Genomic DNA, 15,736 nt, shown 5'->3' on the forward strand with positions numbered 1-15,736 from the left:
AAGGATAGGCATTCTGACACAGAGACAAACGGATGGCTTGTATTTATATAAGTTGTCACAAATGATATTTTACAATGGAGAGTTTGATCCTGGCTCAGGATGAACGCTAGCTACAGGCTTAACACATGCAAGTCGAGGGGAAACGGCGTTGAGTGCTTGCACTCTTCGGACGTCGACCGGCGCACGGGTGAGTAACGCGTATCCAACCTTCCCATAACTAAGGGATAACCTGCCGAAAGGCAGACTAATACCTTATGTAATTCTTCGATGACATCAGAAGAGAATGAAAGATTTATCGGTTATGGATGGGGATGCGTCTGATTAGCTTGTTGGCGGGGTAACAGCCCACCAAGGCGACGATCAGTAGGGGTTCTGAGAGGAAGGTCCCCCACATTGGAACTGAGACACGGTCCAAACTCCTACGGGAGGCAGCAGTGAGGAATATTGGTCAATGGGCGAGAGCCTGAACCAGCCAAGTAGCGTGCAGGACGACGGCCCTATGGGTTGTAAACTGCTTTTGTATGGGGATAAAGTCAATCACGTGTGATTGTTTGCAGGTACCATACGAATAAGGACCGGCTAATTCCGTGCCAGCAGCCGCGGTAATACGGAAGGTTCGGGCGTTATCCGGATTTATTGGGTTTAAAGGGAGCGTAGGCCGGAGATTAAGTGTGTTGTGAAATGTAGACGCTCAACGTCTGACTTGCAGCGCATACTGGTTTCCTTGAGTACGCACAACGTTGGCGGAATTCGTCGTGTAGCGGTGAAATGCTTAGATATGACGAAGAACTCCGATTGCGAAGGCAGCTGACGGGAGCGCCACTGACGCTTAAGCTCGAAGGTGCGGGTATCGAACAGGATTAGATACCCTGGTAGTCCGCACAGTAAACGATGGATGCCCGCTGTTGGTACCTGGTATCAGCGGCTAAGCGAAAGCATTAAGCATCCCACCTGGGGAGTACGCCGGCAACGGTGAAACTCAAAGGAATTGACGGGGGCCCGCACAAGCGGAGGAACATGTGGTTTAATTCGATGATACGCGAGGAACCTTACCCGGGCTTGAATTGCAGAGGAAGGATTTAGAGATAATGACGCCCTTCGGGGTCTCTGTGAAGGTGCTGCATGGTTGTCGTCAGCTCGTGCCGTGAGGTGTCGGCTTAAGTGCCATAACGAGCGCAACCCCTCTCTTCAGTTGCCATCAGGTGATGCTGGGCACTCTGGAGACACTGCCACCGTAAGGTGTGAGGAAGGTGGGGATGACGTCAAATCAGCACGGCCCTTACGTCCGGGGCTACACACGTGTTACAATGGCCGGTACAGAGGGACGGTGTAATGCAAATTGCATCCAATCTTGAAAGCCGGTCCCAGTTCGGACTGGGGTCTGCAACCCGACCCCACGAAGCTGGATTCGCTAGTAATCGCGCATCAGCCATGGCGCGGTGAATACGTTCCCGGGCCTTGTACACACCGCCCGTCAAGCCATGAAAGCCGGGGGTGCCTGAAGTCCGTGACCGCAAGGATCGGCCTAGGGCAAAACTGGTGATTGGGGCTAAGTCGTAACAAGGTAGCCGTACCGGAAGGTGCGGCTGGAACACCTCCTTTCTGGAGAGGATGTTTATCGGTTAGTAAGTTGACAAGTATTTAAGTATATGAGTTGACGAGTTAATGGTAATCAAGAGATAAAATAGAACCTTTGGTTCGTTTTTCTTCTTGTACTCACTGCACTCTGTATTATATAAATGTAGGAGTTTAGAGTTAAAGGCTCACATAAAGGTTCAAGTCCTTATTCTCCACTTCGCTGTTTATACAGCACAAGATCTTTGACATATTGACACAAGCAAGACTGTAAAGTAGAACGATTCTTTCTATTAATGGGAAGAATTAGCATTCTAATTATTGAAGCAATAGCTTCAAAATGTTTAGAATCACACAACAGCTGAAAGTATGAGCTACATTCTTTGTAAGTAATTACGAAGAAGGCGAAGAAAGTAAGAAAGGGCGCATGGCGGATGCCTTGGCTCACGGAGGCGACGAAGGACGTGATAAGCTGCGATAAGCCTTGGGTAGGTGCAAATAACCATTGATCCAAGGATTTCCGAATGGGACAACCCAGCAGGTTGAAGACCTGCTATCACTACAGACGTAGTGAGGCAAACGGAGGGAACTGAAACATCTTAGTACCTCTAGGAAGAGAAAATAAACTAATGATTCCCCTAGTAGTGGCGAGCGAACGGGGAATAGCCCAAACCAGTGACGTAGCAATGCGCCACTGGGGTTGTAGGACCACGCTGTCGTACTTAGATTGTGAGAAGAATGTTCTGGAAAGAACAATCATAGAGGGTGATAATCCCGTATTCGAAGCATGACGAGACGTAGTGGTATCCTGAGTAACGCGGAACACGTGAAATTCTGCGCGAATCCGCCGGGACCATCCGGTAAGGCTAAATACTCCCGTGAGACCGATAGTGAACGAGTACTGTGAAGGAAAGGTGAAAAGCACTCCGATGAGGAGAGTGAAATAGTTCCTGAAACCATGCGCCTACAAGCGGTCGGAGTTGTTAATTCAGTGACGGCGTGCCTTTTGCATAATGAACCTACGAGTTACCATGTCTGGCAAGGATAAGCGTCATGAGATGCGCATCCGTAGTGAAAGCGAGCCTGAATAGGGCGTCAAGTCAGATGGGGTAGACGCGAAACCAAGTGATCTACACTTGCCCAGGTTGAAGTTCGGGTAACACCGAATGGAGGACCGCACGGATAAGCGTTGAAAAGCTTCCCGATGAGGTGAGTGTAGGAGTGAAAGGCCAATCAAACTTGGAGATAGCTCGTACTCCCCGAAAGGCATTTAGGTGCCGCGTGCATCGATCTCCATAAGAGGTAGAGCGACCGATAGGTCAAGAGGGCTTCACCGCCTATCGAGACCTGACGAACTCCGAATGCTTATGGACAGCAGATGTGCAGTAAGGGGGCGGGTGCTAAGGTCCGTCCCCGAGAGGAGAAGAATCCAGACCGCCGTCTAAGGTCCCGAAATTCTGTCTAAGTTAGTCTAACGAAGTCTGGTCCCCGTGACAGCTAGGATGTTGGCTTGGAAGCAGCCATTCATTCAAAGAGTGCGTAACAGCTCACTAGTCGAGGGTCCGGGCATGGATAATAATCGGGTATAAGTCAGATACCGAAGGCGCGGGATAGTAATGTAAATTAAAAGTATCGGTAGGGGAGCATTCCATCGACGTCGAATGGTGAAGGTAACTGATCCTGGAGTTTATGGAAAAGCAAATGTAGGTATAAGTAACGATAAAAAGGGTGAGATTCCCTTTCGCCGAAAGACCGAGGTTTCCCGGGCGATGCCAATCAGCCCGGGGTTAGTCGGGTCCTAAGTCTCAGCCGAACGGCGAAGGCGATGGCAGATGCGGTTAATATTCCGCAACTCGCAGTATCAGTGATGTGGAGACGGAGCAGTGACACTGCCGCGCCCTGACGGAATAGGGCGTTTAAGTGCTTAGGTTATGAGAATGGCAGGCAAATCCACCATTCGAGCTGAAACACGAAAGTACAGCACTTCCTTCGGGAAGCGTTGAGTGCAGGTAATCATACTTCCGAGAAAATCCGCTAAACTTAATGTTACTGCGACCCGTACCGCAAACGGACACACGTGGTCGGGTAGAATATACTAAGGCGTTGAGAGATTCATGGTTAAGGAACTAGGCAAATTGACCCCGTAACTTCGGGATAAGGGGTCCTCATAGCAATATGAGGCGCAGAGAATAGGTCCAGGCAACTGTTTAACAAAAACACAGGGCTGTGCAAACTCGAAAGATGAAGTATACAGCCTGACACCTGCCCGGTGCTGGAAGGTTAAGAGGAGATGTCACTAGCAATAGGAAGCATTGAATTGAAGCCCCAGTAAACGGCGGCCGTAACTATAACGGTCCTAAGGTAGCGAAATTCCTTGTCGGGTAAGTTCCGACCTGCACGAATGGTGTAATGATCCGGACGCTGTCTCAACCATGATCTCAGTGAAATTGTAGTATCGGTGAAGATGCCGATTACCCGCGATGGGACGAAAAGACCCCGTGAACCTTTACTACAGCTTAGCATTGACCTTGGTCATCCGATGTGTAGGATAGGCCGGAGGCTTTGAATCGGGTGCGCCAGCATTCGTGGAGCCATCCTTGAAATACGGCCCTTTGGCTGTCTGAGGTCTAACACGCCTATGGTGTGGACACTGCTTGGTGGGTAGTTTGACTGGGGTGGTCGCCTCCAAAAGCGTAACGGAGGCTTCCAAAGGTGCCCTCGGACCGATTGGTAACCGGTCTCATAGAGTGCAATGGCATAAGGGCGCTTGACTGGGAGGCAGACATGCCGAGCAGGCAGGAAACTGGGGCATAGTGATCCGGCGGATGTGTATGGAAACTCCGTCGCTCAAAGGATAAAAGGTACTCCGGGGATAACAGGCTGATCCCCCCCAAGAGCTCATATCGACGGGGTGGTTTGGCACCTCGATGTCGGCTCGTCACATCCTGGGGCTGGAGAAGGTCCCAAGGGTTGGGCTGTTCGCCCATTAAAGTGGCACGCGAGCTGGGTTCAGAACGTCGTGAGACAGTTCGGTCTCTATCTATCGTGGGCGTTGGAGTTTTGCGTGGTGCTGACACTAGTACGAGAGGACCGTGTTGGACAGACCTCCGGTTTACCAGTTGTGCCGCCAGGTGCACCGCTGGGTATCTGAGTCTGGATTGGATAAGCGCTGAAAGCATCTAAGTGCGAAGCCAGCCGCAAGATGAGAACTCCTCATAAGGGTCGTCATAGACGATGACGTTGATAGGGTGTAGGTGTAAAGACGGTGACGTCAAAGCCGAGCACTACTAATTGCCCGAAACTTTCTTCGGGTCTCCCGCCTCCCTAGAGTGGAGAGCGGGGACCAGTGACTCAGACTTTGAGCTGTGTAATCTTCTTGATAGAAGTAGAAAAGTTCTATAATGTTTTGCTTGTGGAAATACGTCACCTTATACGGCTGACAAGTCAGTAGACGAGTTAACAAGTATACGAGTAGACAAGTTAAAAGTGTACAAGAAAGCGAGTTAAAAGTGAACGAGTAAACAAGTTATTAGTTCTAAGGACAATGTTTAATAACGAATCTACTGATAAGAAGACAGAAGGAAGACAAGAATAAAGACAAACAACTAGTTAACTTGTCAACTTCAAAACCAGTCAACCGAACAAGACATTAGGTGGTTATTGCGTCGGGGTTCCACCTCTTCCCATTCCGAACAGAGAAGTTAAGCCCGTCTGCGCCGATGGTACTGCAATGCAATGCGGGAGAGTAGGTCGCCGCCTTCTTTAATATGAGAGAGCTTTGAAGAGAAATCTTCGGGGCTCTCTTTTTTGTTGTCCCACTCTCAACCCTATAACTCTTAACCCTCATCGCCCTACTCCTCTCCGAACAATCGCTCACCGTCCGCAGGGAAGTAATGCTGATAGAGCGTAATTACCGAGATACGTAGGATGTGCATCAAGGGTGTTTAACGCCCTTACCCAAGAGCGTTTAACACCCTTACCCAAGAGCGTTTAACACCCTTACTCAAGAGTGTTTAACACCCTTACTCAAGAGTGTTTAACACCCTTACTCAAGAGTGTTTAATACCCTTACCCAAGAGTGTTTAACACCCTTATCCAAGAGTGTTTAACACCCTTACCCAAGAGTGTTTAACACCCTTGCCTAAGAGTGTTTAACACCTTTACCTAAGGGTGTTTAACACCTTTATCCACGATTGCTTAATACCCTTATCTGAGTAGTAGGACTCATAGAGTACGGCTGTACGGCCCGTAGGGCACGGAAGTATAACCCGTGCCCCACGAAAGTACATTTCGTCAATGTTAACAATTCGAGCCTAACCTTAATAATCTTACGTCGATAAGACTTTATGATAGAACCAAGAAGAAGCACTTCTAAGGCAGGCTAAAAATTGTTCGCAAACAATTTTTTGAGTGTCCTGTGTTATTTGTTTAATAGCGAACTCATGATTACTGGATGTGATAGATGCGTAGTGGGGGAGGAGAAGATGATTTTAGTTGTATTAGGCAAGGGTATCTGATGATTGGTGTTGATGGTTAGTACTAGTTGAGTTAAGGATCGATACAAGTGGTGCTGTCGAAGCTATGTGTAATAGAAGTTTATCTTTAAATAAAGTTTATCAGTCGTTTAAATTTCTTTGTTGGTCTTTTTTGTTAGCTGGTTTGTACTGTAAGCCTTTTATTATTGCCGTATTATTTGTATATTTGTATGTTTTTTTAATGATAGTATTTCTAATTCTCATATTTTATTTACATGTCTTTGCAATTTTTATGTGGTAATAATGAAGAAGATGGATGCTTGTATTTTTTAATGCTAAATGGAAAATAAGATAGGTAATGTCTATGTTTAAAAACTTAAAACTCTGTGTCTTTATATTTTTCTTACCTATAGTGTGCTACGCACAGGTTTTTAGTGAGAAAATAGATTTATCTAATATTTCGAATTTTAAAGGTGTATATAAGCAAGGAGATATTATCTTGGAGGTTTCTAATTCAAATGGGATGCCTTATAGTCCAGTATTTTTAGGAGATAAAGATGATAGATTCTTTAGGTTTCAATCTACTGACGAGTTGCACATCTCAGGGAATAATATCCGACTGAAAGAGGTAGTTTTTACTTGTCAGAAAAAGCATTTTGATTTAAAGATTATAAAGCCTTTTAATAAAGTACTCACGAATAAAGATAATGCGGAAAACAAGAATATTAAATACTCATTTTATCGTTTAGATGAATCTTCACTCTGCTCAAAGCTTATTTTAACTTCTGTTACTACTCGAGATGTTTATATTAAATCTATCAAGATAGTCTATGAGTATTTGCCTTTAACGATAAGTATTTCTGAAGCTAAACGTGCCACCCTTTATTATAGTGATAAGTCTCTAGTTGTTCCTGCTGGTATTGTTGCTTGGACTTACAAGATAGTTAATAATAGCTTAGAGAAAAGTCATCGGTATAATAGAAATGACATCATTCCCAATGGAACGGCTGTTGTTTTGGAAGCAAATAAGGGTACTTATGAGTTTGTAGTGACAGCTAAGACTGGAGTAAAAGATAAAGATAATGTATTAAAAGGAAGCGACCAAGAAGAGGAAACAAAGGGTGGTCAAATCTACTATGCATTCCGCGGTGGTATTAATGGTGTTGGCTTTTATTGGATGAATGAAGATGGACATTCTTTCAAGAATGGAGCACATAAAGCTTATATTGCCTATAATCCACCAGCAACTTCTGCGTCTGCAAAGCCATTCTTTGCTTTTGATACAGCAACAAACATTCATTCCTTGTCAATCAGTGATAGACGAGGTGAGGATGAATCGATTTATAATCTTGCTGGTCAACGTGTATCTAAAGATTATAAAGGTATCATTATAATGAATGGAAAAAAATATTTAAAGAAATAACAATAACCTAAATATAACGACATGAAAAGCTATGTACAACCAATCATTAGAGTAAATGAATGTTTATTAGAAACGGTATTTCTTAGTGGATCACCTCAAAGAGGTATCCTAGGAAAAGCAAATACGACAGGAGGGACAACTCCTCAATTATCAAAGCGGTCTTACTTTGAAGAAGTAGAGGAGTCGAATCTTTGTGGAAAAGAGGATGAATAAAGTTCATTATAAGGTTGTTCTTCCTTACTTTTTATAAGGAAAGAATTTAAAAGTAAGCTCCTTCGGAATCTTTACCCATTTGTTGTCAACAACGATTTTCATCACACTTCCCTCTAAGCGTGTAAGCGTGTAATTCCCGTCTGTATTACGTTTCAATTCAGCTTTTAAATCTTCGCTTCCGTAATCGTTGATGATGGTAAGTATCGCTTTCTTGCCTTTGATGGTTGCATCAGAAATAATCCATTTGCGGGTATCACGCTTTGCACCGAAGTAACCGGGTACTTTGCCGAATATCTCCTGGCGCGGTACAATGATGTTGTTATCGTAGAAGTTGATATCTAACCAAACTTGATATTCATTGTTTACAAGATGTGCTTTGAAGATACTATCTTTCCCCTCTTTCTTTTGACACTCAATCTTCTTCGTTTCACCTGTTACGTTTTGAGCATTCATGTTAAGCCCTAGGGACAACAAAGCTAATATCGCAATTGCAATTCTATGTTCCATTATTCTAAATGTTTGATATATGCAAAGTTAATTAAAATAGCGATTAATTTATCAATAGAGGACAAAAATGTAAGAGCTAAAGTTGTGTTTTATATGTTTTTGTATTACCTTTGTATGCGATATATATCAAATTTTTAAAAGGAAAGATGTTGTTTCCGGATTATATTTTCGAAACTAGTTGGGAGGTATGTAACAAGGTCGGAGGTATCTATACTGTACTTTCCACTCGCGCAAAAACATTACAGGACAGGATAAAGGATCATGTGATATTCCTTGGTCCAGATTGTTGGTATGATTCTCAATCTCCTTATTTCAAGCAAGATGATAGTCTTTTTGCCGATTGGCAACAAAGGGCATTGGCTGATGGTTTAAAGGTTAAGGTTGGTCGTTGGGATATTCCCGGTGAGCCAATCGCTATGCTCGTTGACTTTCAGTCATGCTTTGAGCATAAGGAAGAATTGTATGGTAAGCTATGGGAGTATTATCGTGTTGATAGTCTTCATGCATACGGAGATTATGACGATTCAGCAATGTTTGCATACGCTACGGCTCTTGTTGTAGAGAGTTTCTATAAGTTCTATCTTAGTGAGAAAGATAAGGTGATCTTTCATGCTAACGAGTGGCAAACGGGTTTTGCTGCGCTCATTCTTCAATATCGTATGCCCCAGATTGCTTCCATCTTTACGACTCATGCCACTTGCATTGGTCGTAGTATTGCAGGCAATAATAAGCCGCTATACGAATATTTGTGGGCTTATAATGGCGATCAGATGGCTTCCGAGCTGAATGTGGAAAGTAAGCATTCTATTGAAAAGCAGACTGCCCATTATGTTGATTGTTTTACCACGGTGAGTGATATAACGGCTACGGAATGTAAGGAATTACTTGAGAAGCCTGTAGATGCAGTTCTTCCGAATGGCTTTGAGAATGACTTTGTTCCTAAGGGGACGACCTTCACAAAGAAGCGTAAGGCGGCTCGTAAGCGTCTATTAGATGTAGCAAATGCTCTTACTGGTTCTGATTTTAGCGACGATACATTGATCGTTTCAACCAGTGGGCGTTATGAATTCCGTAATAAAGGAATTGATGTGTTCATCGAAGCGATGAATAGATTGCGCTTTGATGAGAATCTAAAGAAAGAGGTCGTAGCCTTTATAGAAGTGCCTGGATGGGTAAATAGTCCGCGTCAAGACCTTATTGAGCGTCTGAAGAGTGGAGAGAGTTTTGATACTCCCCTTGATATGCCACTCTTGACGCACTGGCTCAACGAACAGGAGCATGATAATGTGATGAATATGGCACAGTCGCTTGGTATTTGTAATGCAAAGGCTGACAAGGTGAAGCTTATCTTTGTGCCTTGTTATCTAACTGGTGATGATGGCATCCTTAATATGAGCTATTACGACCTTGTATTAGGGAATGATCTCTGTGTTTATCCTTCTTATTATGAGCCTTGGGGCTACACTCCATTGGAAGCGGTTGCTTTTAAGGTACCTTGTATTACAACTGACCTTGCAGGCTTTGGCTTGTGGGCAAATACAGAGAAGGGCGCATATAGCGAAATAGAAGATGGAGTGAAAGTGTTGCACCGCACCGATTACAATTATTCGGAAGTGGCCGATGGTATTAAGGATACAGTTGTTCGCTACTCGAACTTTAATAATTCAATCGTAAATAAATGTCGCCGTAATGCGGAGAAACTCTCACATAAAGCTTTATGGAGTGAGTTCATTCGCTATTATGAGCAGGCATACGACATAGCTCTACGTAAAGCAACAGAACGTAATAAGCGATGATTGCTTTGATAACGATAAACGATAAATAGTCAAAAACTAAATGAATTTATGAAAATTAAGTCAGATTATTCCAACGAGCCTCAGTGGAAAGAGGTGACTGTGAAATCAACCTTGCCAAAAGAATTGGCATGTCTTGATGAGATTGCTCACAACATGTGGTGGGCATGGAATTACGAAGCACGTAACATGTTCAAGGCACTTGACGAGACTCTTTATGAGGAAGTGGGGCATAACCCAGTTCAGCTTCTTGAGCGTCTTAGCTACGACCGCAAGGAAGCTATCGTAAAGGACAAGAAACTGATGAAACAGGTAAGTGATGTTTATAAGAAGTTCCGTACTTATATGGACGTTAAGCCAAATAAGAAGCGTGCTTCTGTTGCTTACTTCTGTATGGAGTTTGGTCTGAATCAGGCATTGAAGATTTATTCTGGTGGTCTTGGTATGTTGGCTGGCGACTACCTCAAGGAGGCATCTGACTCAAATGTAGACCTTTGCGCTGTAGGTTTCCTCTATCGTTTTGGCTACTTCACACAGAGCCTTTCAATGGATGGACAGCAGATTGCTAAATACGACGCACAGAATTTCAACTCTCTTCCTATAGAGCGTGAGCTTGATGAGAACGGTAATCAAGTTGTTGTAGACGTACCTTACCGCAACTATCAGGTGCATGCACTTGTATGGCGTGTGAATGTTGGTCGTATTAAGCTCTATTTGCTCGATACAGACAACGATATGAATTCAGAGTTCGACCGCCCTATCACTCACTCTCTCTATGGTGGTGACTGGGAGAATCGTTTGAAGCAGGAGATATTGCTCGGTATCGGTGGTATCCTTACTTTGAAGAAACTCGGAATCAAGAAAGATATTTACCACTGCAATGAAGGTCACGCAGCACTCTGCAACCTTCAGCGTCTTTGTGACTATATCGATGGTGGTTTGACATTTAATCAGGCAATGGAGCTTGTACGTGCTTCTTCACTTTATACCGTTCACACCCCAGTGCCAGCAGGTCACGACTACTTCGACGAGGAGCTATTCGGCAAGTATATGGGTGATTATCCTGCAAAGCTTGGTATCTCTTGGGATGAGTTCATCGGTATGGGTCGCACCAATCCAGATGACCACGGCGAGCGTTTCTGTATGAGTACCTTTGCTTGTAACACTTGTCAGGAAATCAATGGTGTCTCAAAACTTCACGGTTGGGTAAGCCAGAAGATGTTTGCTCCATTGTGGAAGGGTTACTTCCCAGAGGAGAACGCTGTAGGTTATGTTACCAACGGTGTACACCTCCCAACATGGACAGCAACAGAGTGGCGTAAGGTTTACGATAAGTACTTTGATAAGAGCTTCATGAGCGATCAGAGCAACGAGAGCATTTGGCATGCAATCTATAACGTTCCAGATGCAGAAATCTGGGAGACACGTATGGCATTGAAGCAGAAGCTCATCAAGTATATCCGTGATAAGTTTACTAAGCAGTGGCTCCGCAATCAGGGTGATCCAGCTAAGGTAGTTTCTATCCTTGAGCGTATCAACCCTAACGCATTGATGATTGGTTTCTGTCGTCGTTTTGCTACTTACAAGCGTGCACACTTGCTCTTTACTGACCTTGAGCGTTTAGAGAAGATCGTTAATAACCCAGAGCGTCCTGTTCTATTCTTCTTCTCAGGTAAGGCACACCCTGCTGATGGCGCAGGTCAGGGATTGATCAAGCGTATCTTTGAAATCTCTCGTATGCCACAGTTCCTCGGTAAGATAATCTTCCTCGAAGACTATGATATGCAGTTGGCTCGTCGCCTCGTATCTGGCGTTGATATCTGGATGAACACACCAACTCGCCCACTCGAAGCAAGTGGAACATCTGGTGAGAAGGCAGAGATGAACGGTGTTGTTAACCTCTCTGTTCTCGATGGCTGGTGGGTTGAAGGCTACCGTGAGGGAGCTGGATGGGCATTGCCAGAGAAGCGTACCTATCAGAACCAAGCTTATCAAGATCAGCTTGATGCTGCTACAATCTATAGTTTGCTTGAGAATGAGATTGCACCGCTCTACTTCAACAAAGATAAGAAGAAGGGTTACTCAGAGGACTGGGTGAAAGTTGTAAAGAACTCTATCGCAACTATCGCTCCTCACTATACAATGAAGCGTCAGTTGGATGACTACTACGATAAGTTCTACGAGCGTCAGGCTAAGCGTTCACACGAATTGCAGAAGAATGATTATCATCTCGCTAAGGAGATAGCTCTGTGGAAAGAGTCTGTTGCCGAGCGTTGGGACAGCATCTATGTCGTTTCAAAGAATGAGGAGGCATTGCAAGATATAGCAACAGGTCATAAGATAAAGGTAACTTACACCCTTGACGAGCAAGGTTTGCAAGATGCTATCGGCTTGGAGCTTGTATTCTTGAAGCATGCCCCAGTTGACGATGTAAATATCCATAAGGTAATCCCATTCAAGCTCGTGAAGACAGAGGGTAACCATTATACCTTTGAAGCATCTTTCGATGCAACCGAGGCAGGTGCTTACAAATATGCAGTCCGAATGTTCCCTAAGAACAGTCTCTTGCCTCACCGTCAGGACTTCGCTTATGTGAAGTGGATTGGCTAAGACAGATAAGGCATATACATAATAAGAAAGCCATTCTCAATCAAGTGTTGAGAATGGCTTTTTATTGATACTGGATAGTCTGCGAAAGAGAGAAAGATATCCTCTTCCATGTTATGCACAATTAATTTGGCTCAAGCTATATTTCCTGTTTCTTCGTGGCTCGTCTTGTTGAGTTGAATGATACCCCATATACAGCCAAGTGCAGCAATAGCCGAAACAGCTATTAGAAAATAGATTAATTCCATAACTTCTACTTTTTAAAACATAATGAATCCGAAGAGTGCTGTGAGAATAACAGCTATGAGTCCGACAATTAACAGATACGCCTTCTCTATCTGCATTCCCATGATACCCGAAAGGATGATACCGCCAAAGATTAGCTTTGACAAGTCAAGACTATATCTACTTGCTTCTAAGTAGAGCTTTGACAGCGTCTCTTTTCTGAAATATCTTCTATCCTTCTTCATGCTGCAAATATAGCAATTATATTTATAAAAACATACCTTTGCTCCTTTTCTTTTGCGCTGACGCTATGCCTTTCTGAATAACTTGCAACGGCGAGAACCTATGTTAATGATCTTCCCTTCAGACTCTAGTTTGGCAAGGAGCCTATAAGCCGTCGACTGGGAAATGTTAAGGCTACAGAGGAAATTTCTAACCGTGAATATTCCTTGCTTGGATAGTAGTTCGTCAATAGTACTATTGATTTCCTCTGGTGTTGGAGCAGATGCCAGTTCTTCTACCTCTGTAACGTTCTTCACTTCTATCATGGTCATCTCTTGGAGGATTTCCTTGTCAGGTCGAAACTTTATGGTACGTACTTCCGCATTACGTAATCGTGGTTTGTGTGAGCGCGGGTCTTTGTAGATATCACCTTTCAGAGCAACAGAAAAGTATCCTATACCAGGTAAGTGTACATTATTACCATCCTTTAGCTCTCTTGTTATCTCCTCCTTTAAAGAGAGAATCGTAGCTGTAATATCACCAGCAGTAAGTGATGTAGCCTGCACTATATTCTTACTGATGCGCCTTAATCCTACGGTTTGATATTGTATAGGTACGATTCTTAATTCGGCATTCTTAGGTAGATTGCCCCCTGTCTTCATTAGTTTATAAAATATTGCCATAGCCTTTGTTTTATATTAGTAAGCTGTTGTAGTAACGGATATATACCGTCCCACTGATATTTATTCTATGTTATAATATTTCTTTGTATAGTATCTGCAATTCATTTAGCCTTATTGCACATTTCAGTCACCATGGTGATAATTAATCCTCACCACGGAGATGTTATTCTCTCACCATGGTAGTAATATATTCTCACCATGGTGATGTTGATACTTAGCGCATACAAAGATAATACAAATCCCGCTTCTTTGCAAGTCGGAACATAATAAAAAAGACTCCCGAACCTATGAGAAAGGTTCGGGAGTCGTATGTTGGTAGTTTTGTCGTTACTTATCTGCTTGACTTGATAAATGATGTTCTGTTAAGGTTATAAGTCTTCGCCATGAGCCTGGTTTCTTTTGTTATCGTAAAATATGAGTATACGATATTTACCATATACTTCTCCTATGATAAACCAAACTTTCCTATTCCGTGCTCTGTCATGTGGTAGTTGGTAGTAGACAGCCTCAAATTGTTTATGGTGTATAGTCATTTCGTATGAGATATCGTCATTATCAGATAGCTTTTGTGTTCCTTTTAATGAATAGTACTTGGGATTGTCATCAAATTGTTGGCATAGATCGTTGAATCTTATTTTTATCTGTCCTTCATCACGACCAGTTTTATCAGTTACAGCAATCCTCCACACTTTGCTTTTGTTTGTCAGTATAGAGATATATACATTTTCTCCATTAAATATTCCTTCAAGGCAATCTTCTTGGGCGTTGTAACTAAATCCCTTTGCTTTGATCTTTTGAATCATATCAGCCTTAGTCCCATCAATAGGGATACCTAAGAACTTGGTTACTTCATTTTGTGCATACATAGCTACGGATAGCATGAGTAGCGTTAAGGATAATAGAATCTTTTTCATACTCTTTTGTTTTAGTTTATAATTATGTTTATGGATTTATCAGTTCGCTTGATTGATAAGGTTTACCACCACCTTCACCATTATGTCTTTCTCTTCCGTCTTGCTCTCTGCAATCATCAGCGTAAGGGCAACGAGCGTGTTGTCAGCAATTCGCTTGGTACCATCAGGGCGATAGAGGATGCCGTTGTTATTCATGAACCAGAGGAAGAGAGTGGCGGCAATACGTTTGTTACCATCGCTGAAAGAATGGTTCTTGGTGACAAGATAGAGCAGCATGGCAGCCTTTTCTTCTACGCTTGGATAGAGCTCTGCGCCGCCAAACGTCTGATAGATTTGTCCAATGGAACTCTTGAATGATTCGTCTTTCTCGTTGCCGAAGAGTACCGAACCGTCGAACTTCTGACGGAGGAGGTCGATTTCGTGCATTGCATTCTCGTATGTAGCATGGAAGGGCTCTTCCTTAGTTATTCGTGCAATATGTAGTCGTTGATAATCGTAATCATCGAGAGTATCGAGCGCATAGGTGTAATCTACAACCACGTCAAAGAGGGCATTGCTTTCGTCAGTAGACTTCGCTGGTTGTTGCTGAATGGTTCTACCAACGACTTGCACCAGCTGCCTTAATTCTGCAATCTGCTGCTTGCGAATGTTCTCATTAATGGCATAACCTTTTACAAGATATTGCTTGAGAACGCTGTTAGCCCATTGACGGAAACGGATACCACGCTTTGTATTGACTCGATAACCAACTGAGATTATCATGTCAAGATTGTAATAAGCAACTATACGAGAAACTTGCCGTTTACCTTCTTGTTGAACTGTTCGGAATTTCCGAATAGTTGAGTTAGCATCGAGTTCATCATCTTCTATGATGTGTTTTATATGCTCACTAATCGTTGCTTTACTGGATTGAAAGAGTTCAACCATTTGTGCCTGTGTAAGCCACACGGTCTCTCCTTCCAACTTCACATCAAGTTGGGTCTTACCATCTTCACTTTGGTAGATAATGATCTTGTCATTTAGATTCTCAGTCATATTGTTTAGATGTTTAGTTATTCGTAAGTGTGATGATTCACCATTCGTGTTTTATGCTAGAAAT

At 43.3% G+C, this 15,736-nt stretch carries 9 protein-coding genes and 3 rRNA genes; 7 read left to right on the top strand and 5 right to left on the bottom strand.

Annotated features, from left to right (window positions below; translation table 11 throughout):
- Window positions 1–71: 71 nt before the first annotated feature.
- From J5A55_RS00270 to J5A55_RS00290, 5 genes are all read left to right on the top strand, one after another.
- Window positions 72–1,602 (top strand): 16S ribosomal RNA (locus J5A55_RS00270).
- A gap of 380 nt (window positions 1,603–1,982) precedes the next feature.
- A 23S ribosomal RNA gene (locus J5A55_RS00275) occupies window positions 1,983–4,885 on the top strand.
- 339 nt (window positions 4,886–5,224) lie between these two features.
- Window positions 5,225–5,337, top strand: a 5S ribosomal RNA gene (gene rrf, locus J5A55_RS00280).
- Together the 16S, 23S and 5S rRNA genes form the textbook arrangement of a ribosomal RNA operon.
- Before the next feature lie 1,077 nt (window positions 5,338–6,414).
- Window positions 6,415–7,473, top strand: coding sequence for a hypothetical protein (locus J5A55_RS00285; RefSeq protein ID WP_004384487.1), 1,059 nt, complete (start codon window positions 6,415–6,417; stop codon window positions 7,471–7,473).
- A 21-nt stretch (window positions 7,474–7,494) separates the two neighbouring features.
- The gene (locus J5A55_RS00290; protein WP_155813805.1) at window positions 7,495–7,686 is read left to right on the top strand and encodes a hypothetical protein; all 192 of its coding nucleotides are present in this window, start codon (window positions 7,495–7,497) and stop codon (window positions 7,684–7,686) included.
- A gap of 24 nt (window positions 7,687–7,710) precedes the next feature.
- On the opposite strand, the gene J5A55_RS00295 is transcribed toward J5A55_RS00290, so the two are convergent.
- A complete protein-coding gene (locus tag J5A55_RS00295; protein WP_004384489.1) occupies window positions 7,711–8,193 on the bottom strand; it encodes a hypothetical protein in 483 nt (160 codons plus the stop codon).
- 146 nt (window positions 8,194–8,339) lie between these two features.
- Between J5A55_RS00295 and J5A55_RS00300 the strand changes: the two genes are divergently transcribed.
- Complete coding sequence (locus tag J5A55_RS00300) at window positions 8,340–9,989, top strand: glycogen/starch synthase (RefSeq protein WP_004384490.1); 1,650 nt, start codon at window positions 8,340–8,342, stop codon at window positions 9,987–9,989.
- Window positions 9,990–10,037: 48 nt separating this feature from the next.
- Window positions 10,038–12,596 carry an alpha-glucan family phosphorylase gene (gene glgP, locus J5A55_RS00305; protein ID WP_004384491.1) on the top strand — a complete coding sequence of 853 codons (2,559 nt, stop codon included), beginning with the start codon at window positions 10,038–10,040 and terminating at the stop codon, window positions 12,594–12,596.
- Between the two features lie 257 nt (window positions 12,597–12,853).
- On the opposite strand, the gene J5A55_RS00310 is transcribed toward glgP, so the two are convergent.
- The 4 genes from J5A55_RS00310 to J5A55_RS00325 form a co-directional block, all read right to left on the bottom strand.
- Window positions 12,854–13,063, bottom strand: a complete 210-nt coding sequence (locus J5A55_RS00310) for a DUF6722 family protein (RefSeq protein WP_004384492.1) — start codon at window positions 13,061–13,063, stop codon at window positions 12,854–12,856.
- Window positions 13,064–13,126: 63 nt separating this feature from the next.
- The gene (locus J5A55_RS00315) at window positions 13,127–13,723 is read right to left on the bottom strand and encodes an HU family DNA-binding protein (RefSeq protein ID WP_004384493.1); all 597 of its coding nucleotides are present in this window, start codon (window positions 13,721–13,723) and stop codon (window positions 13,127–13,129) included.
- Window positions 13,724–14,091: 368 nt separating this feature from the next.
- Window positions 14,092–14,637 (bottom strand): hypothetical protein, encoded by a 546-nt coding sequence (locus J5A55_RS00320; protein ID WP_004384494.1) that lies wholly within the window; start codon window positions 14,635–14,637, stop codon window positions 14,092–14,094.
- Between the two features lie 39 nt (window positions 14,638–14,676).
- Window positions 14,677–15,672 carry a virulence RhuM family protein/type II toxin-antitoxin system death-on-curing family toxin gene (locus J5A55_RS00325; protein WP_004384495.1) on the bottom strand — a complete coding sequence of 332 codons (996 nt, stop codon included), beginning with the start codon at window positions 15,670–15,672 and terminating at the stop codon, window positions 14,677–14,679.
- Window positions 15,673–15,736: the final 64 nt, after the last annotated feature.

Origin of the sequence: Prevotella veroralis, assembly GCF_018127765.1 — a bacterium.
Taxonomy (GTDB): domain Bacteria; phylum Bacteroidota; class Bacteroidia; order Bacteroidales; family Bacteroidaceae; genus Prevotella; species Prevotella veroralis.